The 24,234-nt window shown below is 71.9% G+C and carries 24 protein-coding genes; 12 read left to right on the top strand and 12 right to left on the bottom strand.

Features of this window, described 5'->3' with window-relative positions; translation table 11 throughout:
- Nucleotides 1-49: 49 nt before the first annotated feature.
- Nucleotides 50-532: a MarR family winged helix-turn-helix transcriptional regulator gene (locus IT072_RS02085; RefSeq protein WP_223359142.1), complete on the top strand. Its 483-nt coding sequence runs from the start codon at nt 50-52 to the stop codon at nt 530-532.
- Between the two features lie 86 nt (nt 533-618).
- Nucleotides 619-2,019 (top strand): MATE family efflux transporter, encoded by a 1,401-nt coding sequence (locus IT072_RS02080; RefSeq protein ID WP_223359141.1) that lies wholly within the window; start codon nt 619-621, stop codon nt 2,017-2,019.
- A 40-nt stretch (nt 2,020-2,059) separates the two neighbouring features.
- Here the strand turns inward: IT072_RS02080 and IT072_RS02075 are convergent, their stop codons facing one another.
- Nucleotides 2,060-2,971, bottom strand: coding sequence for a L,D-transpeptidase (locus IT072_RS02075; protein WP_223359140.1), 912 nt, complete (start codon nt 2,969-2,971; stop codon nt 2,060-2,062).
- A 79-nt stretch (nt 2,972-3,050) separates the two neighbouring features.
- Nucleotides 3,051-3,848 carry a hypothetical protein gene (locus tag IT072_RS02070; protein WP_223359139.1) on the bottom strand — a complete coding sequence of 266 codons (798 nt, stop codon included), beginning with the start codon at nt 3,846-3,848 and terminating at the stop codon, nt 3,051-3,053.
- A gap of 424 nt (nt 3,849-4,272) precedes the next feature.
- On the opposite strand from IT072_RS02070, the gene IT072_RS02065 reads away from it, so the two are divergent.
- Nucleotides 4,273-7,719 carry an Ig-like domain-containing protein gene (locus IT072_RS02065; protein ID WP_223359138.1) on the top strand — a complete coding sequence of 1,149 codons (3,447 nt, stop codon included), beginning with the start codon at nt 4,273-4,275 and terminating at the stop codon, nt 7,717-7,719.
- Nucleotides 7,720-7,873: 154 nt separating this feature from the next.
- Here the strand turns inward: IT072_RS02065 and IT072_RS02060 are convergent, their stop codons facing one another.
- On the bottom strand, nt 7,874-8,767 hold the full coding sequence (locus IT072_RS02060; RefSeq protein ID WP_223359137.1) for a LysR family transcriptional regulator: 894 nt from the start codon (nt 8,765-8,767) through the stop codon (nt 7,874-7,876).
- A gap of 115 nt (nt 8,768-8,882) precedes the next feature.
- Here IT072_RS02060 and IT072_RS02055 point away from each other — a divergent pair, with 115 nt between their 5' ends.
- Nucleotides 8,883-9,773 carry an NAD(P)-dependent oxidoreductase gene (locus IT072_RS02055; protein WP_223359136.1) on the top strand — a complete coding sequence of 297 codons (891 nt, stop codon included), beginning with the start codon at nt 8,883-8,885 and terminating at the stop codon, nt 9,771-9,773.
- Nucleotides 9,774-9,836: 63 nt separating this feature from the next.
- Here the strand turns inward: IT072_RS02055 and IT072_RS02050 are convergent, their stop codons facing one another.
- Together IT072_RS02050 and IT072_RS02045 are read right to left on the bottom strand one after the other, a co-directional pair.
- Complete coding sequence (locus IT072_RS02050) at nt 9,837-10,712, bottom strand: helix-turn-helix transcriptional regulator (RefSeq protein ID WP_223359135.1); 876 nt, start codon at nt 10,710-10,712, stop codon at nt 9,837-9,839.
- A complete protein-coding gene (locus IT072_RS02045) occupies nt 10,709-11,071 on the bottom strand; it encodes a hypothetical protein (RefSeq protein WP_223359134.1) in 363 nt (120 codons plus the stop codon). The genes IT072_RS02050 and IT072_RS02045 overlap by 4 nt, the downstream gene beginning before the upstream one ends.
- 118 nt (nt 11,072-11,189) lie before the next feature.
- Here IT072_RS02045 and IT072_RS02040 point away from each other — a divergent pair, with 118 nt between their 5' ends.
- Together IT072_RS02040 and IT072_RS02035 are read left to right on the top strand one after the other, a co-directional pair.
- Entirely contained in the window at nt 11,190-11,534 is a 345-nt protein-coding gene (locus tag IT072_RS02040; protein ID WP_223359133.1) for an ArsR/SmtB family transcription factor, read from the top strand.
- Complete coding sequence (locus IT072_RS02035; RefSeq protein ID WP_223359132.1) at nt 11,524-12,039, top strand: SRPBCC family protein; 516 nt, start codon at nt 11,524-11,526, stop codon at nt 12,037-12,039. The genes IT072_RS02040 and IT072_RS02035 overlap by 11 nt, the downstream gene beginning before the upstream one ends.
- An 8-nt stretch (nt 12,040-12,047) precedes the next feature.
- On the opposite strand, the gene IT072_RS02030 is transcribed toward IT072_RS02035, so the two are convergent.
- The 7 genes from IT072_RS02030 to IT072_RS02000 all read right to left on the bottom strand — a co-directional run bounded on the left by IT072_RS02030 (nt 12,048) and on the right by IT072_RS02000 (nt 18,246).
- Nucleotides 12,048-13,379, bottom strand: coding sequence for an MFS transporter (locus IT072_RS02030; protein ID WP_223359131.1), 1,332 nt, complete (start codon nt 13,377-13,379; stop codon nt 12,048-12,050).
- Nucleotides 13,376-14,137: a FadR/GntR family transcriptional regulator gene (locus IT072_RS02025; RefSeq protein ID WP_223359130.1), complete on the bottom strand. Its 762-nt coding sequence runs from the start codon at nt 14,135-14,137 to the stop codon at nt 13,376-13,378. The genes IT072_RS02030 and IT072_RS02025 overlap by 4 nt, the downstream gene beginning before the upstream one ends.
- A 157-nt stretch (nt 14,138-14,294) precedes the next feature.
- Nucleotides 14,295-15,443, bottom strand: coding sequence for an AI-2E family transporter (locus IT072_RS02020; RefSeq protein ID WP_223359129.1), 1,149 nt, complete (start codon nt 15,441-15,443; stop codon nt 14,295-14,297).
- Between the two features lie 129 nt (nt 15,444-15,572).
- Nucleotides 15,573-15,851 (bottom strand): hypothetical protein, encoded by a 279-nt coding sequence (locus IT072_RS02015; RefSeq protein ID WP_223359128.1) that lies wholly within the window; start codon nt 15,849-15,851, stop codon nt 15,573-15,575.
- Nucleotides 15,852-15,901: 50 nt separating this feature from the next.
- Nucleotides 15,902-16,717 carry a C40 family peptidase gene (locus IT072_RS02010; protein WP_223359127.1) on the bottom strand — a complete coding sequence of 272 codons (816 nt, stop codon included), beginning with the start codon at nt 16,715-16,717 and terminating at the stop codon, nt 15,902-15,904.
- Nucleotides 16,718-16,843: 126 nt separating this feature from the next.
- Nucleotides 16,844-17,554, bottom strand: coding sequence for an esterase/lipase family protein (locus tag IT072_RS02005; protein ID WP_223359126.1), 711 nt, complete (start codon nt 17,552-17,554; stop codon nt 16,844-16,846).
- Between the two features lie 275 nt (nt 17,555-17,829).
- Nucleotides 17,830-18,246: a hypothetical protein gene (locus IT072_RS02000; RefSeq protein WP_223359125.1), complete on the bottom strand. Its 417-nt coding sequence runs from the start codon at nt 18,244-18,246 to the stop codon at nt 17,830-17,832.
- Between the two features lie 40 nt (nt 18,247-18,286).
- On the opposite strand from IT072_RS02000, the gene IT072_RS01995 reads away from it, so the two are divergent.
- The 6 genes from IT072_RS01995 to IT072_RS01970 all read left to right on the top strand — a co-directional run bounded on the left by IT072_RS01995 (nt 18,287) and on the right by IT072_RS01970 (nt 24,213).
- Nucleotides 18,287-19,117 (top strand): methyltransferase domain-containing protein, encoded by an 831-nt coding sequence (locus IT072_RS01995; RefSeq protein ID WP_223359124.1) that lies wholly within the window; start codon nt 18,287-18,289, stop codon nt 19,115-19,117.
- Between the two features lie 97 nt (nt 19,118-19,214).
- Entirely contained in the window at nt 19,215-20,111 is an 897-nt protein-coding gene (locus tag IT072_RS01990; protein ID WP_223359123.1) for a UbiA family prenyltransferase, read from the top strand.
- A gap of 5 nt (nt 20,112-20,116) precedes the next feature.
- Nucleotides 20,117-21,151: a sensor histidine kinase gene (locus IT072_RS01985; RefSeq protein WP_223359122.1), complete on the top strand. Its 1,035-nt coding sequence runs from the start codon at nt 20,117-20,119 to the stop codon at nt 21,149-21,151.
- Nucleotides 21,148-21,756, top strand: coding sequence for a response regulator (locus tag IT072_RS01980; RefSeq protein ID WP_223359121.1), 609 nt, complete (start codon nt 21,148-21,150; stop codon nt 21,754-21,756). Before IT072_RS01985 ends, IT072_RS01980 begins: the two co-directional genes overlap by 4 nt.
- Before the next feature lie 215 nt (nt 21,757-21,971).
- A complete protein-coding gene (locus IT072_RS01975) occupies nt 21,972-22,775 on the top strand; it encodes a tyrosine-protein phosphatase (RefSeq protein ID WP_223359120.1) in 804 nt (267 codons plus the stop codon).
- Nucleotides 22,776-23,370: 595 nt separating this feature from the next.
- Nucleotides 23,371-24,213 (top strand): alpha/beta hydrolase, encoded by an 843-nt coding sequence (locus IT072_RS01970; protein WP_223359119.1) that lies wholly within the window; start codon nt 23,371-23,373, stop codon nt 24,211-24,213.
- Nucleotides 24,214-24,234 lie beyond the last annotated feature (21 nt).

Genomic DNA, 24,234 nt, shown 5'->3' with positions numbered 1-24,234 from the left:
AAACCTTCCCCCATTGACAGTTAGAGTTCTAATGATTAGAGTTCTAACTATGACATCGAGGACCGAGCGACTCGCCGACCAGCTGCGCACCATCCTGTTCGCGCAGCGGGCCGCCGGAGAGGAGTGGATCCGCGCGAGCGGGCTCAGCCGCTCCCAGTCGTTCACCCTCGCCTACCTCGACGAGAACCGGGACCGCGGCGTGATCGCCCGCGAACTGGCCGAGATGTCCGGAACAACGCCGGCCAGCGTCACCAGCCTCCTGCAGGGGCTGGAGGAGCGCGGCTACATCACCCGCGAGTCGTCGCCGACGGACTCGCGCGTGAAGCTCATCCGCATCACCCCGGAGGGCACCCAGGTCGTCACCGGCTTCGACGACGCCATGACCGCCGCCCAGACCCGCATCTTCTCGGTGCTGTCGGACGACGACCAGGACGCGCTCATCGCCCTGCTGCAGCCGCTGGCCGACGCGCTCGTCGCGTCGGGCGACGCGCCGCCGCCGTCGGCCAGCGAGCTGAACCGGCGCCGCCGCTAGCGCGACCACCCGCGCCGTCTCTCCGCACGGCGCCGCATCCCCGATCACCAGGCTTCCCAGCCGTTCACCGGAACGGAGACATCGTCATGTCCTCATCCAACCGCTCGACCCTCTCGACCGCGCCCATCTGGCGAGCGCTCGTGCACCTCTGCGTGCCCATGATCGCCGGCTTCTCCATCGGCGCCGTCTACAACATCATCAACGCGGGCTTCGTGGGCTCGCTCCACTCCACTCCGCTGCTCGCGGCCCTGACCTTCTCCCTCCCGGTGTTCGCCCTCATCATGGCGGTGGGCGGGGTGTTCGGCGTCGGCGGCGGCACCTTCGTCTCGCGCCTCCTCGGATCGCAGGAGGAGCCCGGCGCCGACGTGAAGGCCGCAGGAGCTCGCATCAGGCAGGTCTCGTCCTTCACCTTCTGGGGCGCACTCGCCGGGGGCGTCGTCATCGGCGTGCTCGGGCTCGTGTTCGCCACGCCGCTCGCCGCGGCGGTCGGCGCATCCGGCGCCTCCCTCGAGCCCACCGCGCTGTACATCGGCGCGATGTTCGCCTTCACGCCGATCTACGTCGCCGCATTCGCACTCGAGCAGCTGGTACGCGCCGAGGGTGCCGCGGTCGCGTCGATGACCGGGCTGATCGCCTCCACCGTCGCGAACCTCCTCTTCGACGTCGTCTTCATCCTCGGCTTCGGCTGGGGCGTGCTCGGTGCAGGCATCGCGCTGGGGCTGTCGAACATCGTCACCGTCGGCTACTACCTGTGGTGGATCGCGCGCCGCAGCGAGTCCCTCTCGCTCGCGCCGCGCTTCTTCCGCGCAGACCGCGAGATGCTCACCACCGTCTTCGGCGTCGGCGCCTCGGAGCTGCTGATGTCGTCGTTCCTCATCGTGACCACGCTCGTGATGAACTGGATCGCGATCGGCTACGGCGCCTCCCTGCTCGCCGCGATGGGCGTGGCCCTGCGCATCGTGCAGCTGCCCGAGATGATCGGGATGGGCGTCTTCATGGGCGCCATCCCGCTCTTCGCATACGCGTTCGGCGCCCGCAACACGGCCCGCCTCCGCGCGGCGATCATCGGCAGCGCGGTCGCCATCGCCGGGATCGTGCTGGTCTTCTCGACGCTCGTGTTCGTGTTCCGCGACCAGGTGTTCACGCTCTTCAGCGCCGACCCGTCGGTGATCGACGACGGGATGCTCATCCTCACCGCCATGCTCGTCTCGACCCTGTTCAACGGCTTCACCGGCCTCATCATCGCCGTCTTCCAGGCCACCGAGCAGATGCGCAACGCGACGATCATGTCGGTCGCGCAGGGCATCCTCTTCATCCCGGTGGTCCTCGTCGGCAACGCCGTGTTCGGGATGACCGGCGTCATCTGGGCCATGACCGTCACCGAGCTGCTGGTGCTCGCGCTCGGAGCGACCCTGTTCGCCGCCTCCCGCCGGGCGCTGGTCGCCACGCCCGAGCAGGCGTCATCGAAACGGCTAGAAATCGCGTGAAAAGCATCGAGACGGCGAACTATTCGCCGTCTCGATGCTCTCAGTTCTCGACGGTGACCAGTGTGCCCAGGGGCAGCGCGTTCAGCGCGTCGATCGCCTCGGCCGAGACGCGCACGCAGCCGTGGGAGACGGCGCCGGTGTTCTGCTCGAAGAAGTGGATGCCGATCAGGCCGCCGTCGGCGCCTCCGAAGGGCTCGTCGGCGGCGGTCGCGTGCAGCGTGGTGAGCTGGATGGGGTGGACGCTCTGACCCTGCTCCGGGTCGGTGTAGCGAGCCTGCAGATAGCCGGTCACCCCGGTCGGGGTCGGCGTCTCCTCGGTGCCGACGCCCACGCTCCAGGAGGCCGTCACGCCGCCCGACGTGTCGAGGATGCTGAGCTTCTGGGCGACGACCGAGATGCGCACGGTCTTCCCGAGCGCGGTCGAGCCGGCCAGGTTCGCAGTGGGCATCCACGCGACCGTCTGAGCCGGGGCCGCCGCGTCTCCGGGGGCGACCTGCGACGGCAGCACCTGGCGCGCCGGGGTGAGGACGAGCGCCCACGGCCCGTCCGTCCGGATGGGAACGACAACGGTGCGCTGTCCACGGAAGTCGGTGGCGGGGATGCGGGCGACGGGCGTGACCCGGTCGGCGGCGAACAGCGGAGTGTCGAACATGACCGAGTGCGCTGTCGACGCGGTGAGCGGGCCGGCGGGAGCGGGCTGCAGGCCGGGAATGACGGCGTCGTAGACCGCCGCGGGAAGCGCGGCGATGTCGGAACGGGTCAGCGCGGGGACGGGCGGCGCGGACGCCGGGGTCGACGGGGCGGGTGTGGGCGTCGCGGGCGGACTCGTGGAGGCTGCGGGCTCAGGCTGCGCGCAGGCCGTCATGCAGAGCACCGCCACGGCGGCAGCGACGGCACGGGCGGCGCGGGTGGTGCGACGGATGACGCGGGCCGTGCTGGGGAATGTCGACATGGGCGCTCCAGGGAGGGGGTGGCGGAACGAAGAACGGCCGGCGGCACCCGAGGGCGCCGCCGGCCGGAGGTGCGGCAGATCAGCCGGCGACGCGCGGGCTGGTGACCGAGACACCGGCAGGCGTGACGACGGCAGGAGCGGTCTCGCCCTCGATGTCCCCGCCCAGGTCGATGGTGTCGCCGGTCACGGTGACGCTGATCGACTGCGAGAGTCCCGACGTCGCGCCGACGAGCGTGAAGTCGACGGTGCCCGCGTCGACGGTGCCCGCGACCATGTACCAGTTCGCGGCCACGGACCCGAACCGGTCGGCCGTGTCGGTGGCGGTGAACGTGTGGCCGTTGTAGACGACGGTCACGTCGACGACCTCGCCCGGCGTGTAGCCGCCCGCCCAGAGCACCACACCGGCGTTCTCGTCCACGAAGTCGGCGGTCGTGATGGTGGGCGCGTCGGTCCAGATGCCGGTCGGCGCGAGGAGCGTCAGCGGCACCTCGGCTGCCGTGTTGCCGGAGCCGTCGGTGGCGACGACGGCGAGGTAGCCGTTGTCGAGATCCGCACCGTCCGGAAGCCACGCGCGCACGCCGGGCGTCCAGTCGGTCGCGATGGCGCCGGCGTCGTCGCTCGAGACGATGGTGCTGTCGAGCGCGGTGGTGCCGCTCGGCTCGACGTCCACAAGAGAGACGGTCACGTCGGCGTCGGCATCGAAGCCGGAGCCCGTGACCGCGAGGCCGGAGCCCCAGTCCTCGAACGTGAACGTGGTCGAGGCGACCTGGATCTCGGCGCCGGCCGCGTTGGCGGGGACGGCCGCGAGAGACAGAGCACCGGCGACGGCGACGGCACCGAGAACGGACGCGGCGCGCACCTTGGTGGTGGAAAGCATGGAACTCCCTGACTGGTGAGGTGGGATCGGGCGGAGTCGCCCACACGCGAATCTAGGAGGAGGTCCGCGCCCGCCGTCGACCGTCGGCGACACTTACGCATGGCACGGGGCGACATTCAGTACTGCTCACCGTCGGGTGCGTAGAACGTCGTGTCCAGTCCTCCGCACGTCACACCCCCGGACTGGGGAGGCGGCGCTCTTGACACGAACAGGTCGATTCTGATCACTGCCGGCTGGTTTATTTGCCCGCCGTAAACGTTGTGTTACCAGTCCGTTTCCGCGCCCCTGCGACCCCGGTCGGCACCCCTAGCCTCCTTTCTGAGAGACCGTTCAGCTCTGTCCCTCGCGCTCCCCCTCGCCGCCCGCGCCGATTCCTGCACCCCGCGCGGGCGACTCCCCCACCCGCTCTCGAGCTAGGAGAACCTTGCCTGCACGCATGTCCGTGCGCCGGCGGATCGCCCTCACCGTCGCCGCAGCACTCATCCCGGTCGTCGCCCTGACGACCGCGCCCGCCGCACTCGCGGCCCCCGCACCCGATCCCGTCGTCGCGTCCGGCCCCGACTGGGCCGTCACCACCACCCCCGGCGGATACCTCGTCACGCTGACGCTCGACGAGCCGTTGCCGATCGTCGACGACGCCCCCACGCTGATCGTGGACGGCGAGCCCCTGGGCCTCGCCACCGAGGCCACCGACGGCCTCTCGCTCGGCATCATCACCACGGACCCGGCCGTCGCCCACGCCTCCTCGGTCACCAAGGGGTGGTCGAGCGGCGAGGAGGACAAGGCCGCCGAGACGCCGGAGGCCGCGCAGACCCCGGCCGTGCCCGAGAACACCACCCTCACCAAGCAGATGAAGTCGCTGGCGGCCGCCGCCGCCGTCGAGGACCCGTCCGACCTCGGCTCGTACAGCGTGACGGAGGCCGAGTACGACTTCGGCGACCAGGCCGTCCCGCTGGCGGCCATCGGCGGAATCCGCGGCGAGCTCACCGGCAAGATGTACCTGTCGAGCGCCACCGGCGCCCGCCCGACCATCGTCCTGCTGCACGGTCGCCACACCTCCTGCTCCGGAAGCGGCGCCAACCCGCTGCGCTGGCCGTGCGGCCCGACGCAGATGAACATCCGCTCGTACCTCGGCTACGAGGGCACGGCGCGCGCGCTCGCCTCCCACGGCTACAACGTTCTGTCGATCGCCGCCAACTCGGTCAACTCGAACGACAACCAGCTCGCCCTCGACTACGGCGCGCAGGCGCGCGGTCAGCTCATCCTCGACACCCTCGGGATGCTCGCGAAGGCGAACGCCGGAGAGACGGTCGCCTACGACGACATCACCACGGCGACGGACACCGTCCCGAGCACGACGACGACCCGCACCCTCGACGAGGCGCTGGTGCGCGCGACCACCCGCACCGACCAGCCGGCGGCGTCGTCGGGCGTCACGGCCTCCGCGTTGAAGGGCCGCTTCGACCTCGGACACGTCGGCATCATGGGACACTCGCGCGGCGGCGAGGGCGTGGTCTCGGCGGCGACCCTCAACCAGGCGCTCGCGAAGCCCTACGGCATCGAGTCGGTCCTCCCGCTCGCCCCGGTCGACTTCGGCCGGATGACGCTGCCCGACGTGCCGACCGCAGTGTTCCTCCCCTACTGCGACGGCGACGTCTCCAACCAGCAGGGCCAGCACTTCATCGACGACTCGCGTCACGCGTTCGACGACAACGTGCTCCGCTCGGCCGTCTGGGTGATGGGCGCCAACCACAACTTCTTCAACACGGTGTGGACGCCCGGCCTCTACCCGGCGGCGACCGGCGACGACTGGCGCACGAGCGACACCACGTCGACCTGCGCGACGAGCGACCCGACGCGCATGACGGCCGCCCAGCAGTACCAGGTCGGCGTCAGCTACATGACCGGGTTCTTCCGTCTGACCATGGGCGGGGAGACGCAGTTCCAGTCGCTGTTCGACGGGTCGGTCAAGCCGTCCACCACCGCGACCTCCTATGCCGATGTGCGCACGATGGCCTCGCAGCCCGCCTCCAAGACCGCCCTGGTCAACGACTTCACCGAGACCAGCTCGCTCGTGCGGGTCTCGGGAGGCGCGACCGCCGCGGTCTGCACCAACCTGACCGGCCGTACCGTGCCGCAGTCGCTCCCGTTCTGCGCGACGACCAAGGCATCGGCCCAGGTGCCGCACTGGACGCCCGGATCGTTCGCACCGAACGTCCCCGAGTTCCCCGTGACGCGCTTCCTCTGGACCGGCGCCTCGACGACCGACCCGGCCGTGCCCAGCACGGGCGAGCTGCGCGTCACCGTCCCCGCGAAGTACCGCGACGTCTCCCGTCAGGCGCAGCTCACGCTGAAGACGGCGCCGGACGAGGCTGTGCAGAACGGCACCGACTTCACGATCACCGTCGTGGACGGCGCGGGCAAGACGTTCGCGGTCGCCGCGTCCGCCGTCAACCCGCTGGCGATCAACCGGATGCCGGGCGGCACCAACACGACGCTCAACAAGGTCGTGCTGCAGCAGCTGACCATCCCGACCTCCACCATCACCGGCATCGACCTGACCGACGTGCGCGAGGTGCGCTTCGCGGCCAAGGTCGGCGCCGACGGCACGGGCACGGGCGGCGTCTACCTCTCCGACCTCGCGTTCGACACCCCGTCGGTCGGGACCGCCGTGGTGCAGACCCGCACCTCGGTGAACGTGGCCCCGACCATCGTCGAAGAGGGGAACGGGCCCGGCACCGCCGACGTCGCGGTCTACCTCAACCGCGCCGAGAAGGCCACGGTCACCGCCTACGTGAGCGTCCTCGGTTCGGCGACGGGCGTCGTCGGGGTCGGCATGGAGAAGGTCTCCTTCGCCCCCGGTGAGACCTGCAAGTCCGTGACCGTGCCGACCCTCGGCAACACCGCGACCTCGACGGCGGCGAGTTCCGCCTTCAAGGTGAGTGCGACCAACAGCACGAACGCCGTGATGGGCGCCCGCGCCTTCGCCAACCTCACCGTCCGCGAGGACGACGGGGTGACGGGCACCGCCATCGCGCTCGCACCCGTCGGCGCGCAGGGCGACGTGTGCGCCGAGCTCGCGGCGGCGACCACCCCGGTGCCGCTGGGGACCTCGGCGGAGGAGGTGGCGCCCGGCGGCTCCTTCACCCTCAGCGCCACGGGTTACCGCGCCGGTGAGACCGTGACGTTCCGCTACGGCGGCAGCGTGCTCGGCACGCAGGTCGCCGCGGCCGACGGCACCGCCTCGATGGTCGTGCCTGTCGCGGAGGACGCCGATCTCGGCCCCGCCGACGCGACCGCGACGGGCTCCGGCTCGGCGCGCACGGCCACGGTGACGGTGTCGGTGCTCGCGCCGACCGAGACCGCCCTCACGGTCCTCCCCGAGAAGCCGACGGCGGGCGAGAAGACCACCTTCACCGCCACGGTCACCGGCCGCGACACCGCGGGCACGGTCGCGTTCCTCGACGGCGGCGAGCCGGTGGCGCCCGCGACCGCCGGAACGGCCCTGTCGGCTGCGGCCGCCGACGCCCCCACGGTGCTCGGCGAGGTGGAGATCGTGGACGGCGTCGCGACGCTGACCCTGCCCGCGGGCCTCACCGCCGGCGAGCACGTGATCACCGCCTCCTTCGCCCGCACCGCCACGGCGAGCGCCTCGACGTCCGATCCGATCACGGTGACGGTCGCCCCGGCGGCCTCGACCGGCGGCTCGGGCTCCGGATCCGGCTCGGGGACCGACGCTGCGGCGTCCGGCTCCGACGCGCTGGCCGAGACGGGATCGGCGATCGGCCTCTGGCTGCTCGCCGGGCTGACGGTCCTGCTCGCGGGAGGCGGCCTGGTGCTCGTCTCGCGCCGTCGCCGGACCGCGGAGTGAGGCCGACGGCCGCGTGACAGCGGCCGTGTGACAGCGGGGCGCCGCATCCCTCGGGCGGGATGCGGCGCCCCTGCACGTTTCGGGTCTGGCGAGGTTCACGTCGTTGCCGTCATTCGCGCGGAATGAGCGCGACGACGTGAACCTCGAGGCGCGCTCAGCGGGACGCGAGGCGGAGGAGGCGAGCGGCGGCAGCGCTCGACGGCTCCGCCCCACCGCGCCAGATCGCGGTGAGCGGGCGGAGCACGCGCAGGTCGCGCACCCGCACCTGCACGAGCGAGCCGTCGGCCAGCTGCTCGCGGACCGCGAGGATGCTCAACGCCGCCGGCCCCGCTCCGGCAGCGACCGTGGAGCGGATGGCGGCGGTCGTCGACAGCTCCAGGGCGGGTTCGGCGGGGGCGAGACCGGCGTCGGCGAGCGCGCGCTCGAGGGCGAGCCGCGTTCCCGAACCGCTCTCGCGGGCGACGAGCGGCGCGGCCGCCAGCTCCGCCGCCGTCACCCCCGTGCGGCGGCGCGCCCACGGGTGCCCCTGCCCGACCACGACGACGAGCTCGTCGGTCGCGATCGTGCGGTGCTCGAGCCCGGAGGGGAGATCGGGGGTCTCGACGAAGCCGAGGTCGGCCGCGCCGCTGCGCACCGCCTCCACCACGGCGACGCTGTTGGCGGCGGTGAGCTCGATCCGGACTCCGGGCTCGGCGGCGCGCAGGCCCGTGATCCAGCCGGGTGCGAGCTGTTCGGCGATCGTCATGCTGGCGGCGACGCGCACGCTCCCCCGGCCGGGCGGGCGCAGCGCGGAGGCCGCCGACGTGAACCGGTCGACGGCGGCGAGCAGTTCACCCGCCCACTCGACCACGAGCGCGCCCGCCTCGGTCGGCCGGGTGCCGTGGGACGTGCGGGTCAGGAGCGGGACGCCGAGGTCGCGCTCGAGTGCCGCCATGCGCGCGGAGGCCGCCTGCTGCGAGAGGCCTGCCGCACGCGCCGCCCCGGAGACGCTCCCGGTCGCGGCGACGCCGACGAGCAGGCGGAGACTCTCCGGATCGGGTGCGCGCATCGGGCTCCAGACACAAGACGGGGTTGTGGCGCCTCCACGATAGCCCCACCCGGCCGTCGCCCTCCGCGCACATCCGTTCAAGACGCTTCGACGCGGCACCGGCGATGCTGGGGGGATGCATCCTTCGTCCTCCCCCGTCGGATTCGCCGGGCTCGGCATCATGGGCCGACCGATGGCCGCCAATCTGCGGGCCGCCGGCACGGACCTCGTCGTCTGGAACCGCTCGGACGGCCCTGCAGCCGAGCTGGCCGCCCTCGGCGCGGCCGTCGCCCGCGACCCCGGCGACCTCTTCGCCCGCTGCCGCGTCGTCATCCTCATGCTGGCCACGGAGGCCGCCATCGACGCCACCCTGGACCGGAACGGGGACGCGTTCCCGGAGCGGGTGGCCGGCCATGTCGTCGTGCAGATGGGCACGGTCACGCCGGCGTACTCCCGCGCGCTGGCCGCCGACATCGCCGCGGCGGGCGGCAGCTACGTGGAGGCGCCGGTCTCCGGCTCGCGGGGGCCGGCGGTCGAGGGCACGCTCGTCGCCATGCTCGCCGGCCCGGACGACGCCCTCGCCGAGGTCGCGCCCCTCGTCGACGCGATGTGCGCCCAGCGCTTCGCCTGCGGTCCCGTGCCCGCCGCCCTCACGATGAAGCTCGCGGTCAACACCTTCCTCATCACGATGGTCACCGGCCTCGCCGAGGCGTTCCACTTCGCCGACGTCGTCGGCGCCGACACCCGCGTGCTCCGGGAGGTGCTGGATGCCGGCCCGATGGCCTCCGCGGTCTCCCGGGTCAAGTCCGCGAAGCTCGTCGACGGCGACTTCTCACCCCAGGCCGCCATCGGCGACGTACTCAAGAACGCGACTCTCATCGAGGACGCTGCCCTGGATGCGGGCTCCGCCCATCCCCTGATCGCGATCTGCCGGGAGCTGTTCGCGGAGACCGCCGCCTCGGGTCGCGCCGCCGACGACATGGCCGCGGTGGTCACCGCGCTGACGGCGCGCGCGCCGGGTCGATGACGGGCCACCGTCCGTACGGAGTTCCGCACCGACACGCCGCCCGTTCAGGACAGAACCGGAGATCTACGCCCGAGCGCGGGAGCGCTCCGGAATCACCGGGTTCCGGGGCGCGAGCTGCGCGGAGCGCCAGCGGCCCGGGGTGACGCCGTGGGTCTCGCGGAACACGCGGGTGAGGTGGGCCTGGTCGCTGAAGCCGGCGGCCGTTGCGGTGTCGGCGAGCGAGCGGCCCTCGGCGAGCAGGCGGCGGGCGGCGCGTACTCGGCTCGCCGAGCGGTAGCGGCTCGGGGAGGTGCCGAGTGCAGCGGAGAACTGGCGGGCGAGCTCCCACCGGCTGAGTCCGGAGAGGGCTTCGAGCCGGGCCGCGTCCCAGTCGCCGGCCGGAGCGTCGCGCAGAGCATGGGCGACCCGCAGCACGGCCGGGAGGTCCACATGCCGCGAGCGCGTCGGCGACGGGCCGTCCGAGGCGGTGACGAGCATCCGAGCGAGCGCTCCGACGATCTCCGCCTCCTGGAGGTCGTCGTGCGGCGACGACCAGCGGGCGATGGCGGCGGGGCTCGGGAGGGGCAACATCCCGGGCCGGGCGATCGGGTCGCGGACGAAGGGCAGCGCGCGCACCCCGCCCGCCTCGCGGATCGCGGCCGGGTCGACGTAGAAGATTCGGTAGGCGATCCCGGCGGCGTCCCCCGGCATGCCGTCGTGCAGCTCGCCGGGGTGGAGGATGTGCCACTCCCCGGCCAGACCCGCGTGATGCTCGCCCCGGTAGAAGAAGCGCTGGACGCCGGAGAGTGTCACTCCGATGCCGTAGGTCTCGTGGCGGTGGCGGGCGAACCCGACGCCGTCGAGCGTGACATCCCACGTCTCCACGGCGTCACCGGCCGACCGGCGACGGAAGCCGAAGCCCGCCGGCGCCGGCTCCTGAATGGACGGGCCCTCGCTCATGGTGAGCAGAGCCTACGGGATTCCGCTCCCGCGGGGGCCCCTCGCGCGGCGACGTCGTCGGGGTCGAGCAGCTCGTTCAGCCGGTCGCAGAGCGACACCCACCGTGTGATGGCGGCCGGCGAGCCGAAGCCGAGGCCGACGATGCGCGGCCCGTCCGGGTCGTCCAGCAGGGCCCGGACGCGGGATCGGCCTTCGGCGCGCCCCGCCCGAAGCGCGCGTGTGGCGTCGCCGAGCTCGTCTGCCCACACCGTGAGGCCGTGGTGCTCGAGCATCCGGACCAGCTCGTCGAGCACAGCCGCGACGACGGCGACGCCGGTCGGCGGCCGGAAGGAACGGAGATGGTGCACGGACGCTGTCATGCCCGAGAGACCCGGCGGGCCGGGGATCATGACGCGGAAGCCCGCGAACCGACGTGCGCACTGCGGCACCTGTAATTCAGTGTTGTGTTAATTAAGCGATTGCTGTAATTTGAGGACCGTGAACCCCGCTCCGACCGCCGCCTTCGCCGCCCTGGCCGATCCGACCCGATCGACCATCGTCGACCTGCTGGCACGCCGGGGGGAGCTCGCGGCCGGCGACATCTCGGGCGCCTTCCCGAGCAGCGCCTCCGCGATCTCGCAGCACCTCAAGGTGCTCCGCGAGTCCGGGCTGGTGCTGGTGGAGAAGCGCGCACAGCAACGCATCTACCGCCTCGACGCCCGGGCCATCGGCGACGTCGAGGCCTGGCTCGCCGAACGGAGCCGTCAGTGGAACGCGCGCCTCGACCGGATGGCCGCCTACCTCGACACGACACGAGACAGGAAGACAGCAGATGACGAATGACGAGACCACGAACGTGGTGGTGCGCCGAATCCTCGACGCTCCCGTGGCGACCGTGTGGGGACTGTGGACAGACCCCGAGCTGGTGACCGAGTGGTGGGGCCCGGAGGACTACACCTCCGAGTCGGCGACGATCGACCTCCGCGTGGGCGGTGCGTATGTCTTCGGGATGCGAGCGCCCGAGTATCAGGGCGGGGCCGTGAGCTTCACCGGCGGCGTCTACTCAGCGATCGTTCCGCACGAGCGGCTCGAGTTCACGCAGAGCATCACGGATGAGGACGGCACACCGCTCCCCGACGACCAGCTCCCCGACGGCTTCTCCCAGGGCATCCGCACGGTCGTGGAGTTCCGCGACGTCCGCGGCCTCACCGAGCTCACGATCACCGAGCACGGCTGGCGCAGGAGCCTGATGTCGGTCTTCGCCTACGCGGGCATGCATCAGTCGCTCGACAAGCTCACCTCCGGGGCGCTGCGCGAACTGGAGGCTGCGGCGGCCCCGCCGGCCTGACGCTCCGGTCACTCGCCGATCACACGCGCCCGCCCGGCGAGGTAGCCGAACACGGCGAGCACGGCGAGCAGCCCCACCAGGACGGCGAGCGCCGGCGTCCACGATCCGGTCGCGTCGTGCAGCGCTCCGGCGGCGACCGGCCCTGCGGCGGCGAGCACGTAGCCGACCGACTGGGCCATCCCGGACAGTGCGGCGGCCTGGTGGTGGTTGCCGGTGCGGAGCCCGAAGAACGACAGCGCGAGGACGATGCTCGAGCCTCCCGCCAGGCCGGCCATGCTCGCCCACACCCCGCCGAGCTGCGGCGCGAGCAGCACACCGAGCGCGGCGAGGGCGAAGAGGGAGGGACCGGCGACCGCGGGAAGACGCTGGTCGCGGAACCGCGGGATGAGCGTGGATGCGAGCAGACTCCCGCCGATGCCGAAGGCATTGAGGAGCAGCTGATGCACTCCCGCCGCCGCCGCGTCCACCCCGGCCGAGCCCTCGATGGACGGCAGCCACGTGATGAACACGTAGAAGCCGACGGACTGCAGGCCCATGAACGCGGTGACCTGCCAGCCCAGCGCGGTGCCCCACGGAGACCGGCCCGTGGCCGGCGTGCGGGCGGCGGTCGCTGCGACGGGCACCGCCGCCGTCGCGCCCGTGCGCGGGTGACGCAGGTCGTCGAGGGTCAGGTCGTCTTCCGCGGGCGGCACGACCGTGCGGCGACGGAACTGGGGCAGCATCACTGCGAGCGCGATGAGCGCGAGACCCGCCCACATCCCGAGCGGGAGGCGCCAGCCCCACGCCGTCAGCGCGGCGACGGGCACGGCGGCGCCGGCGGCGAGAGCGGCGAACGACGCCTGAACGGCCGAGTACGCGCCCGTGACCTGGCCGATGCGCGTCGGGAAGTCGCGTTTGACCAGGGCCGGGAGCACGACGTTCAGGACGGCGATGGCGATGCCGAGGAGGGCGGTCCCGATCCACAACAGCGGCAGGCCGGGCAGCGACCGCACCACCAGTCCGACCGCCAGGCCGGCCAGGGCGGCGCCCAACGCGCGCTCCAGGCCGAGCCGACGGGCGAAAGCAGGCGCGACGGGCGACACGAAGGCGAAGGCGAGCAACGGCAGGCTGATCAGGATCGACGCGGTCAGCGACGACAGCCCGAGGTCGTGCTGCAGCTCGGCGAGCACGGGGCCGACGGTCGTGATGCCCGCACGGAGGTTGCCGGCGACCAGCAGCAGGCCGGCGATCACGAGGGCCGGGCGGAGGGGGCGGAGGCCGTCGGTACCGGCGGCAGACGTGCGGCTGGCGGGTGTCGCGGGCGCGGCCTGCGCCGGCGTGGGTCGGGTCTCTGTGCTCATCGGGCGTTCTCCTGTGCGTGGCCGGGTGCGACCGGCTCGGTGTCGTGTTCCGGGGTCGCGGGTTCGAACCCGGCCTGCTCGTGGGCGGCGTGCACCATCCGCTCGGCGGCCAGCGCCGCGGCCTCCGGGTCGCGTGCGTCGATCGCCGCGACCAGTTCGGCGTGCGTCTCGTCGATGCGGGCGATGTCGTCGGCGAGCGCCGCCAGGTCGACGTCGGGCGAGTCGAGGTGGAGGAGCGCCTGGTCGTTGCCCCCTGCGCCGCGGTAGAGCTCGGCGAGGAGCACGTTTCCGGAGGCCTCGAAGACCGCGCGGTGGAACCGGCGGTCGGCCTCGGCGTATGCCGGCGCGTCCCCGGTGGCGAGTGCGGCCGCACGGCCGGCGAGTGCGGCCGCGAGCACCTCGCGCTGCCCCGGAGTGGCACGGAGCGCGGCGAGCCGGGCGCCCTCGCGCTCGAGCAGAAGGCGCACCTCCAGCACGTCGGCGAGCCGGTCGTGCTCGAGGCGGCGGGCGAGGGCGGGGGCAAGGTCGCTGGTCGCGACGACGAACGTGCCGTAACCCGCGCGGGCACCGAGCATCCCGGCGTGCACGAGCGACCGCACGGCCTCCCGCACGCAGCCGCGGCTGACGTCGAACTCCTCGGCCAGCTCGACCTCGGTGGGCAGGCGGCTTCCGACCGGGAACTCGCCGACCGCTATCCGTTGCCGGAGTTGCAGGGCGATGCGTTCGGAGAGCGGGACGCTGGGTGCGAGGCGGGGCATGCCGACAACGCTAACAGCAAATGTCCAAATGTCGGACAAACTTGCCGAAACGGCAAAGACCGCGCACAGCGGGGTCGCATTCTGCCGCTCTGCCGCGCCTATTCCGGCAGTTCGCGACCCCTGTGGAGGCGGGTCGGCGGCGTCGAGGCGGGCGGGGCTACGCGGCGGGCACCTTCGGCGGCACGGTCTTGCGGTCCTGCGCCGGGAAGACGACCTTCTGGATGATGATGATCGCGCTTGCCGCGACCGGGATGGCCACGAGCGCTCCGAGGATCCCGCCGATGGTGCCGCCTCCGACGGCCGCGATCACGACGATGGCGCCCGGGACGGCGACGGCCTTGTTCATGATGCGCGGGCTGATGATGTACGCCTCCACCTGCATGTACACGAGGTAGTAGATGAACGCGACGAGCGCAGTGAGCGGCGAGGCGAGCAGGCAGATCAGCGAGTTGACGATCGCGCCGATGAGGGTTCCGACGAGCGGGATGAGCGAGCCGAGGAAGGCGATGAGGGCGAGCAGCGCCGGCATCGGCGCCCCGATGATCGTCAGGAAGATGAGGCTCAGGATTCCGTTGATGAGCGCCAGACTCGCCTGGCCGATGACATAGCGGCCGACGGCCCCGGAGACGTCGTCCACGAGCTCGGAGAACCGCTCGCGGCGGTACTCGGGCACGAAGCGGGCGGCGATGCGCTTGATCGAACGCAGCGACGCCATGAAGTAGAGCGTCAGGATCAGCACGATCGTCACGCCGGTGAGTCCGCCGGCGATCCCGGCACCGACCGCGATGAGGCCGCCGCCGATCGTCGCGAGGTTGCCCGGGTCCTTGAAGAACTTCAGCACGCCGTCGAGGCCCTGCTGGATACTGTCGCCGTACTGGCGGGTGACGTCTTTGTACCAGCCGCTCTTAGTGATGTCGTCGATCGTGGTCGGAAGGGTCTGGACGAGGTGCGAGATCTGCTGCACGAGCACGGGCACGATCGCCAGGATGATGCCCGCGAAGACGATGATCACGACGGCCACCACGATGCTGATCGCCGCGCCGCGCGGCAGCTTGCGCTCGATGAACGAGACGATCGGGTCGAGCCCGAGGGCCAGGAAGAGCGCCAGCCCGATGTAGACGAGCACGGTCGAGAGCTGGCCGATCATCGCGCCGATCAACAGGGCGAGCAGCACGCCCAAGGCGCCGACCAGTCCGAAGGTGAACGGGTTGATGCGGCCCAGCGCGCCCCACCGCGTGCCGCCTTCTGCTGCGCCCGGCCCCGCGGTCACCGTCGCGCCGCCGTCCGATTCTCCCCTGCGCTTCATGTCCCCTGCCTCCGCGCGGGTATCGTGCGATCCCGGCGACCTCCCGCACAGATCACCGGATCACGAACCTACCACCGGGATCCCGCGCCGTCGCGGGGTGATCCGCCGCACGGGATCACGGTGCGCGTCTCAGTCGAGACCGGGAGGAGCGGCGGTCGTCGCCCCGGCCGAGGCGACCCTGCGCCTCAGCAGGAGCCGACCGGCGATGCCGACGGCGACGATCACGAAGAGGGACCCGACGGCGATGTCGACCCAGTCGCGACGCGTCAGCACGGAGTGGGTGGGGACCTTCGTGGTGGCGAGGCCGTGGTCGATGCCGGGCGCGCCCACCAGCGCGAAGGCGACGACCGCGACGACGAGTGCGAAGGGGACGACCGCCCAGAGGGCGCGGACGGTGCGGGCGGACATCGTTCCTCCGTTCGTGTCGCGACGCGTCGACGCCGCGGGATCAGGTCGGATCAGCCGGGCAGGATGCGGGTGAAGTGGTGCGGGACGCCCTGCCACACGGTCGTGATGGACACGTCACGGCCGACGTCGGGGGCGTGGATGAGGGTGCCGTGTCCGAGGTAGATGCCGATGTGCTCTTCGTCGTCGAACACGACCAGGTCGCCCGGCTCGGCCTCCGATTCGGGGATGACGGTCCCGGCGTCGTCCTGCAGGTGGACGAGGTGCCCGAGGGATATTCCGGCAGCGGCATACGCGACCATCACGAGCCCGGAGCAGTCGATGCCGGAGCGGGATGCTCCGCCCAGGACGTACGGCGTGCCGAGGTAGGAGAGCGCGGTGTTCACGATGGCGGCACGGGCGCCTCCGGCGGCCAGCGCATCCATGATCGCCGAGGCGGCCTGATCGCCCGCCGCGCCGCCCTCGGACTGCACCACCCCGGCCAGAGCCGAGGCGACGGGGGTGTCGCGGCTGACGGTGGAGGCCGCGAAGCGGGCGAGCGCGAGATGCTGGCCGTCCGACGACGCGTTGGCGCTGGAGGAGTCCGCGCGCAGTGCCGCGTCGAGCAGGGCGGTGCCCGAAGAGGCGGCATCCGCCGGCGGGACGACGGCGACCACGCCGATGAGCGCGAGCGCGGCGGCCGAGGCGGTGAACGCGGCGGCCCGGCCGGTCTGCCGGCCGGCGACCCGGCGGAGGGCACGACGCTCCGCTGCGCGCTCGACCCGGCGCCCGGACCGGACCGGCTCTGCTCGCCGCCTGCCGGACACGCGCCCGGGCGATCGCTCCGTGCCGGCGTCGACTCGATGGCGCGCTGGTCTGCCCGTGGCCATCCCGCTCCTTCCGCGTCCACCCCGTGAGTATGATTCCCGGCGCTGACCGGACCCCGACCCATTCGAGACTAGGCGGGCGAATCTGGGCGCGACCGGCGAACCGCGCGGCGCGGCGTTCGGGTTCTCTCAGGTCGCGGCCGGAGGCCGCCGGGACGTACGCGCGAGCTCCTCGTCGACGACCAGGAACAGCTCGCGGCTCGAGAGGATGCGGAAGTGGCCTCCGGTCCGCAGCCGGACGGACCGGGCGCCGGCGAGCTCGCTGCCCCCGGGGATGTGCGGGTCGAACCAGGGCGCGATCGAGACGATGCGATCGTTCGCGGCGGGGCGCGCGGCCAGTCCGACGATGTCCGCTCCCGCCGGTCCGAGCGCTCGGACGCCCGCCAGCGGGACGAGGCGCGCCAGCGGCGACCCGGCGAACGGTGTCGCGATGGCGAGCACGACCGCGATCCGCTCGCTCTCCAGCTCGAGGACGCGCTTCGCGATGAGGCCGCCTTTGCTGTGGGCGACGATGGCGACGCGCGGGATCCCGCTCGCGACGAGGAAGCGGGCGACCTCGCGCGCGCCGTCCTCGACCGACGCGATGTTCCAGCGCAGACCGTCGACGACGTGCACGTCGTGTCCCCGGCCGGCCAGGTGGCGGGCCAGCGGCCGCAGGAACCGCCAGGTCTCGTAGACGCCGGGCAGGAGCAGCACCGGCAGGCGGTCCGGCCCTCCGGCTGGCGCGAGCGCTCTGCGAAGCCGGCGGCGGTCGAGCATCCCGCGGAGCTGTTCTCCGGCCGCATAGGCGTAATCGACGAGGACGACGCCTGCTTTGCGCGCGGCCGTCGCGATGCCCATGCGGTCGCCTCCCGCGATGTCGGTGCGGGTCTGAGTGGAGGACTCTGGAAATCGAACCAGACGAGTCGCCCCGATAGGCGAGTCCCCCTCGTGTCGGGCCACGCTACCGCGCTGAGCGGCTCCGGGCGAGACCCGACCTGCCGATCAGCGGGTTTTGCTCAGGAATCGCGCCGTCTCCCGAGCCGTCCGCTCCGACGGGGTGCGATGCGGGTAGTGCTCGCCAGGCCGCCGCACGACCTCGCCGCGACTGCCGGTTCGCGTGACGGTGGCCGCGCTCACATCGCGTGGCAGACGATCTCGTCGATGTGCGCGAACGGGTGCTCGGACGAACCCGGCGCCGGCGCGTACCGGTACGGGATGCCGGCGACGAGCGGCGCCGTGTCCGTCAGCACGTCGATGGACTCGCCTCCCGCCCGATCCGCGAAGCCGACGACCACCTTCGCCGCGGGACAGTCCTGCGGCGAGTCGAGAACGAACGTCCACCCCTCGCCGGAGTAGCGCACGGTCACGCCGTCGAGCACCTGCTCTGCCGTCGACGACGCCGTGTGGTGCGGCCGGAAGCCGTCGAACCCGGCGCTCACGAACGGGACGACGGCGACGAGGAGCGCGATCGTCAGCACGACCAGCGCGAGCGCCCCTCCCACGATCCAGCCGACGGGGTCGCGTGCGGCGGTCTGCTCGGCGGAGGGCATGGGTCGATCGTGGCGAAGCGGGGAGGCAGCGTCAAATCGAGTGGTCGCGATCGCGCTCGACCCCGTGGACGGGCCGACGTACGATGCACATGTGGTGCGCTGGGATCCTGAACGGTATCGGGCGTTCGCCGAAGAGCGGGCGCGCCCGTTCCTCGACCTGACCTCGCGGCTGGACGGGCTCACGCCCAGCCGGATCGTCGACCTCGGGTGCGGCACCGGAGAGCTCACCGCGACCCTCGCCGACCGCTGGCCGGACGCGGACGTGCTGGGGATCGACTCCTCCCCCGACATGCTGGCCGCCACCGGCCCGCTCGCGGCAGAGCATCCCCGGCTCGCCTTCCAGGAGCAGGCGATCGAGGGCTGGGAGCCCGATCCGGACGTGGACCTCGTCGTGAGCAATGCCGCGCTCCAGTGGGTCCCGACCCACCGCGAGCTGATGCGCGGGTGGCTCACCCGGCTGCGACCCGGCGCGACGATCGCCGTGCAGGTTCCCGGCAACGAGGACTCCGCCTCGCAGGTGCTGGTGCGCGAGCTCGCCGCGGAACCGCGCTGGGCGGACGCCCTCGCCGGCGCCGGCTCCGCGATCCTCCGCGTGGGCACGATGCGCGACTACGTCGACGTGTTCCTCGACGGCGGACACCGTGTGGAAGCCTGGGAGACCACCTACCAGCACGTCCTGCCCGGCGAGGACGCGGTACTGGGCTGGCTCTCCGGCACACGCCTGCGGCCCTACCTGGCCGCTCTCGGTGCGCGAGCGGACGAGTTCGTCGAGGAGCTGCGCCCCCGGTTGCGTGCGGCGTATCCGACCGTCTCCGGAGCGACGCTGTTCCCGTTCCGAAGGCTGTTCGTCGTCGGGACCGCGAGGCCCTGACCGCGCGGGGGCACGGATGATCGCGCTCTCAGAGATGTGACTTTCGTTGTAGTCCCGCAGCGCTGCCAAATGGTGAGGCGGCCTCGACAATCGGGGCATGACCAGTGTGGCGCGACCACGCCGGCGCGCGCACCCGAACAGCGCGACGCAGGTCCGATTGGCGTTCCAGGAGGGCCGACCGGTCGTCATCGGCGTCTTCGCGCTGCGGTTCATCGTCGGGAGCGCGCTGATCGCGGGGGCCGACTGGTCGGAGCCGCTGCTGTGGGCCGCGGGCGTCTCCTGGCTGCTGGCCGTGTGGGGCGTCTACCTCGTCAACGGGATCAGCGACGTGGAGGGCGACCGGCTCAACGGGTCCGCCCGCCCGCTCGCGACAGGCCGGCTGAGCATGCGCTTCGCCGTGGGCTTCGTCGTGACGCTGCTCACGGTGTCTCTGCTGATCGGGACGCTGATCGACATTCCGTTCCTGGCCGCCGTCGTGGCGTTCATCGCGCTCGGGCTGCTGTACTCCCTCGGCCCGTGGGCGGCCAAGAACATCGGGGCCGCCGCGCTCGGTGTGGCCGCCGCCGGCACGTTCCTCACCTACGTCGCCGCCGCGCACGTGGCCACGGGGTCGGTGCCGCCGTCGACATACGTCTTCGCCCTGTTCGGCGCGGCGTGGATCGCCGTCGTCGGCCACACCAAGGACTTCGGAGACGTCGCCGGAGACGCCTCCGCCGGACGCCGCACGCTGCCCGTCGCTCTCGGTGAGGGTCGCGCCCGGCTGCTGGTCGCCGCCGGGACCGGCGTGGTCTCGGTCGCGGCGCTCGTGTGCGCCGTCGTGGTCGACAACCTCCGGACCCTGCTCGCGCTCGGGATCGCCGGCCCGCTCGTGATCCTCGCGATCGTCCAGGCCCGTGGCGGCGACCGGCGCCGGCAGAAGCGTCCCTACCGGACCTTCATGGTCGGCCAGTACGCTCTGAACATCGCGGCGATCGTGGTCGCGACGGGGGGATGAGCTCGATGACGATAGGCGATGACCAGGGCACCGCGCTGCGCGACCGCATCCTGCGGATCCTGCTGGACCGCCTCCGCGCCTCGGAGAGCTCGCTGACCGCCGACCCGGAGGTGAGCGAGCAGCTCGCGGCCCAGGTCGACTGGATCCTCGACCGCACCGTCGACCGGCTCGGACGGCCGGACGGCATGGCCCGCTTCTCCGCACCCCCGCGCCACGGCTCCGGTGTCGGCGAGACCCGGGCACGGCAGAACATCCACCCCGTCGACAGCCTCATCGCCGCCACCGAACTCTTCGACGTCGCCCTCTCCTGCATCAGCGCGGATCCGGACATCGACGTCGACGTCGGCGAGCTCGCCCGCGCCCTCAACGCGTCGATCATGAGCGCCGTGGTGCCGGCCTCCGTCGGCTACGTCAATGTGCTGCTCGAGCGGCTCGCGGTCGCGCACAGCGAGGAACGGCTCAGCATCTCCCGCGAGCTGCACGACCGTGTCGCCCACAGCATCGCCGCCGGACTGCAGCGGGTGGAGCTCGGCGGCATGGCCATCGACGCGAACCCGCAGCTGCGCGAGGGCCTCGACCTCTTCGGAGCCGCGCTCGACGAGACCCGCGCCATCGCCCTCGACCTGCGGCACGCCGTCGGGGAGAAGATGCTCGACGAGGCCATCCGCGACTACGTCGACGACCTCGACGACTCCGGGCCGCCGGTCGTCACCACCGTCGTCGGCACGCCGTACCGGCTGTCAACGGGTGTGCAGGAGGAAGCGTTCATCATCATCCGGGAGGCCGTCCACAACGCGCGCCGGCACTCGCACGCCGAGAAGATCCGCGTCCACTCGCACTGGGACCGCCGCAGCCTCACCATCGCCGTGATCGACAACGGGCGCGGCTTCGCCCACGAGACCGTGCGCTCCGGGGCGCTCGGCCTCGTCATCGCACAGGAACGGGCCGAGCTGATCGGCGCCGACCTCGACATCGTCCCGGGCCTGGGCACCGGGACCACCCTCAGCCTGACGATTCCGAGAGGCACACCCAATCCATGACCGACACGTCGCGAACCGTCGTCCTCATCGACGACCACAGCGTGTTCCGCCAGGGCATCCGTGCCCTCATCGAAGGCCGCTTCGACATCGTCGGGGAGGGCGGTACCAGCGACGACGCCTGGCAGCTCGTCGCGGTCCACGCACCCGACGTGCTGCTCCTCGACGTCGAGATCCCGGGCGTGGCCGCCGAGCAGACGGTCTCGCGCCTGCGCCGCCACCATCCGGAGACGGCCATCGTGATCCTGACGATGCACAGCGACGCCGTGCTCGAACGCCAGTTGCTCCGGGCAGGAGCGGCGGAGTTCGTCACCAAGAATGTCGACAGCGAGCAGCTGATCGCGGTCATCGCCCGCGCCACGCCGCCGCTCGGCGTGCCCGGAGACATCACGGCGGACGACGAGATCGGTGCGACCATCCTCACCGTCCGTGAGCAGGAGGTGCTCCGGATGATCGCGCAGGCGTACTCCAACCGCGACATCGCGACGATGCTCTCGATCGCCGAGGGCACGGTCAAGCGGCACACCACGAACATGTACGAGAAGCTCGGTGCGACCTCCCGCATCGACGCGGTGCGCAAGGCTGCACGGCTGGGGCTGCTCAGCTAGGGGCGACCCCGAACGGGAGCGGCGGTGGCAGGAACCCCCGTTGCCCGCCACCGCCAGCGCTATCCCCCAATGGCGCGCACGAAAACGCTAACCGCGATCCGTTGCCGAGGTGAATACACCTTTGGTCACATCCGCCTCCGTGCGGCCTCCGATCGGGGCTTCGGCCGCCGCGCCGGAGGCCGATAGTCTCGTCGCGTAACCGGTCGGGAGGACGCATGGAACTGACATCGGTGCTCGACGGCACGCACAACGCGCGGGATCTCGGCGGGATCGCCCTCGACGGCGGCGCGATGGTGGCCTCCGGGCGGGCGTTCCGCTCCGACGCCCTCGCGACACTGACCCCGTCCGGCGTCCAGGGCATCGTCGACCTCCGCATCGGGACCGTCATCGACCTCCGCACGGACGGCGAACGCCTCCGCGCCCCGGATGTGCTGCCGACGGGCGATGACGTCCAGCTGGTCGACCTCCCCATCCTCGGCGGCGCCATGGACGAGCTCGTCGCGCAGCTGCTGCCCTCTGGCGGCCAGGCGGCCCTCGACGACCAGCAGGTCGCCGCGCTCGTCGAGCAGATTCCCACGCTCGAAGAGCTGTACGTCGCCATCCTGCAGAGCAGCGCCCCGCAGTTCGCGCGCATCGCCCGTATCGTCGCCGCTTCGACTGGTACGGAGCGCCCCGGCGTCCTCTTCCACTGCACCGCCGGCAAGGACCGCACCGGGCTCGCCGCCGCCCTCCTGCTCGCCGTCGCGGGCGCCGAGCGCGCCGCGATCGTCGCCGACTACGAGCTCACCCAGGCCAACCTCGCCGGCGCCTTCGCCGACGCCCTGACCGGCCTCATCACCCAGCTCGGCATCCCCCTCGTCCCCCGCCTCGAGACCCTCGCGACGAAGGCCCCGGCCTCGGCCATCACGGCAGCCCTCGATTGGGTGGAGGCGAATCACGGCGACGCCGCCGGATACCTGCGGTCCGGAGGGGCGACCGAGGCGGAGGTCGCCGCGGTGCGGGAGGCGCTGCGGGGGTGAGGATCGGCGGGGTTCGACTGCACGATGGTATATCGGTTGCGAATATCGAACATCAGGTACGCTGGACAGCGTTGGCCCGACAGCGGGTGGGGTCGACGGAGAGGGTTAAAGACGAAACCCCCAGTAGCAGCTGGGGGTCAGTCCGCCTTCGAAAGAGGCTGGTGTTGCCGGGAGAACGATTCCTAGCGATCACTCGCTTCGAGTATCCCAGTCGCCCTACAGAAAGGCAAACGGTTTACCTGAGCAGTTCACGTATGGCATATGACTGGGCCTCCCGGTCAGCCGGCTTCCTCTCTGCCCCCGCGTGCAGGAAGGAGACCATGTGTCTGCCGAGAACGGCAAGCGCAAGGTCGACGCGGAGAAGGTCCTCCGATGCGTGTGCCTCGTCGTCGTGACGATGGCGAAGCTCGCGCACCTGGCCTGGACCGTCGTGCGCGGCTGAACCGAACGGCGGCGGCCGGCTCGTGGGGATCGGTCGCCGTCCGCTCGCCGACATCACCCCTCCCCACAGCCCCTCCCCACCCGATACCGTTCGCGCAGGCGCACCGATCCACTGGGCGCCCACCCCTGTCCCATCCACGAACGGAGTCGCATCATGCCCTTGACCACGACCGAGCGCGCCGAAGTCGACGCCGCTAACGCCAGCGGGCGCACGCCCGTCGTCTTCGTCCACGGATTGTGGCTGCTCTCGAGCAGCTGGCAGCCGTGGCGGGACCTGTTCGAGGACCAGGGGTACGCGACGCTCGCGCCCGGCTGGCCCGACGACCCCGAGACGGTGGAGCAGGCCAAGGCCGATCCCGACGCGTTCGCGGGCAAGATGGTGCGGCAGGTGACCGACCACTACGCGGAGGCCATCGACGCGCTCGACCAGGCGCCGGTCGTCATCGGCCACAGCTTCGGCGGGCTGATCGCGCAGAAGCTGGCCGGGGAGTCGAGGAACGCGGTGACCGTCGCGATCGACCCTGCGCAGTTCAAAGGCGTGACGGCGCTGCCGGCGTCCGCGCTCAAGGCCGGAGCCCCGGCCCTGCTGCGCTTCGATCACACCAAGCACGGGGTCACGCTCACCTACGAGCAGTTCGCCTACGGCTGGACGAACGCCCTCTCGGAGGAGGAAGGACGCGAACTGTACGAGACGTTCCACGTCCCGGCCTCCAGCGTGCCGATCTTCCAGGCCGCCACGGCGAACTTCAACCCGTTCGCCGAGACGAAGGTCGACACCGAGAACCACGACCGCGGCCCGCTGCTCCTGATAGCGGGCGCCGACGACCACACGGTGCCGCAGTCCGTTGTCGAGAACGAGTACCGCATCCAGCAGAAGAACCCCGGCGTCACCGAACTCGTCGTCATCCCGGGCCGTGGCCACTCCCTCGTCATCGACTCGGGCTGGCGCGAGGTCGCCGATGAGGCGCTGGCCTTCATCCAAGAGCACAGCGTGTAGCGGCACACGGCGTAGCGGCGC

This window comes from Leifsonia sp. ZF2019 (genome assembly GCF_019924635.1).
Classification (GTDB): Bacteria; Actinomycetota; Actinomycetes; order Actinomycetales; family Microbacteriaceae; genus Leifsonia.
The sequence above is the reverse complement of the archived record's forward strand: the minus strand, read 5'-3'. Positions and strand labels throughout refer to the sequence as shown.

Coding starts and splice junctions, on each gene's coding strand:
- IT072_RS02005 (WP_223359126.1), bottom strand. CDS start 17,554: ATGGGCATCGCGACGGCCGCGCGCAAAGCAGGCGTCGTCCTCGTCGAT.
- IT072_RS01975 (WP_223359120.1), top strand. CDS start 21,972: ATGGAACTGACATCGGTGCTCGACGGCACGCACAACGCGCGGGATCTC.
- IT072_RS02055 (WP_223359136.1), top strand. CDS start 8,883: ATGCATCCTTCGTCCTCCCCCGTCGGATTCGCCGGGCTCGGCATCATG.
- IT072_RS02025 (WP_223359130.1), bottom strand. CDS start 14,137: ATGCCCCGCCTCGCACCCAGCGTCCCGCTCTCCGAACGCATCGCCCTG.
- IT072_RS02045 (WP_223359134.1), bottom strand. CDS start 11,071: ATGACAGCGTCCGTGCACCATCTCCGTTCCTTCCGGCCGCCGACCGGC.
- IT072_RS01980 (WP_223359121.1), top strand. CDS start 21,148: ATGACCGACACGTCGCGAACCGTCGTCCTCATCGACGACCACAGCGTG.
- IT072_RS01985 (WP_223359122.1), top strand. CDS start 20,117: ATGACGATAGGCGATGACCAGGGCACCGCGCTGCGCGACCGCATCCTG.
- IT072_RS02085 (WP_223359142.1), top strand. CDS start 50: ATGACATCGAGGACCGAGCGACTCGCCGACCAGCTGCGCACCATCCTG.
- IT072_RS02060 (WP_223359137.1), bottom strand. CDS start 8,767: ATGCGCGCACCCGATCCGGAGAGTCTCCGCCTGCTCGTCGGCGTCGCC.
- IT072_RS02075 (WP_223359140.1), bottom strand. CDS start 2,971: ATGTCGACATTCCCCAGCACGGCCCGCGTCATCCGTCGCACCACCCGC.
- IT072_RS02015 (WP_223359128.1), bottom strand. CDS start 15,851: ATGTCCGCCCGCACCGTCCGCGCCCTCTGGGCGGTCGTCCCCTTCGCA.
- IT072_RS02070 (WP_223359139.1), bottom strand. CDS start 3,848: ATGCTTTCCACCACCAAGGTGCGCGCCGCGTCCGTTCTCGGTGCCGTC.
- IT072_RS02080 (WP_223359141.1), top strand. CDS start 619: ATGTCCTCATCCAACCGCTCGACCCTCTCGACCGCGCCCATCTGGCGA.
- IT072_RS01990 (WP_223359123.1), top strand. CDS start 19,215: ATGACCAGTGTGGCGCGACCACGCCGGCGCGCGCACCCGAACAGCGCG.
- IT072_RS02010 (WP_223359127.1), bottom strand. CDS start 16,717: ATGGCCACGGGCAGACCAGCGCGCCATCGAGTCGACGCCGGCACGGAG.
- IT072_RS02050 (WP_223359135.1), bottom strand. CDS start 10,712: ATGAGCGAGGGCCCGTCCATTCAGGAGCCGGCGCCGGCGGGCTTCGGC.
- IT072_RS02000 (WP_223359125.1), bottom strand. CDS start 18,246: ATGCCCTCCGCCGAGCAGACCGCCGCACGCGACCCCGTCGGCTGGATC.
- IT072_RS02035 (WP_223359132.1), top strand. CDS start 11,524: ATGACGAATGACGAGACCACGAACGTGGTGGTGCGCCGAATCCTCGAC.
- IT072_RS02020 (WP_223359129.1), bottom strand. CDS start 15,443: ATGAAGCGCAGGGGAGAATCGGACGGCGGCGCGACGGTGACCGCGGGG.
- IT072_RS02030 (WP_223359131.1), bottom strand. CDS start 13,379: ATGAGCACAGAGACCCGACCCACGCCGGCGCAGGCCGCGCCCGCGACA.
- IT072_RS01970 (WP_223359119.1), top strand. CDS start 23,371: ATGCCCTTGACCACGACCGAGCGCGCCGAAGTCGACGCCGCTAACGCC.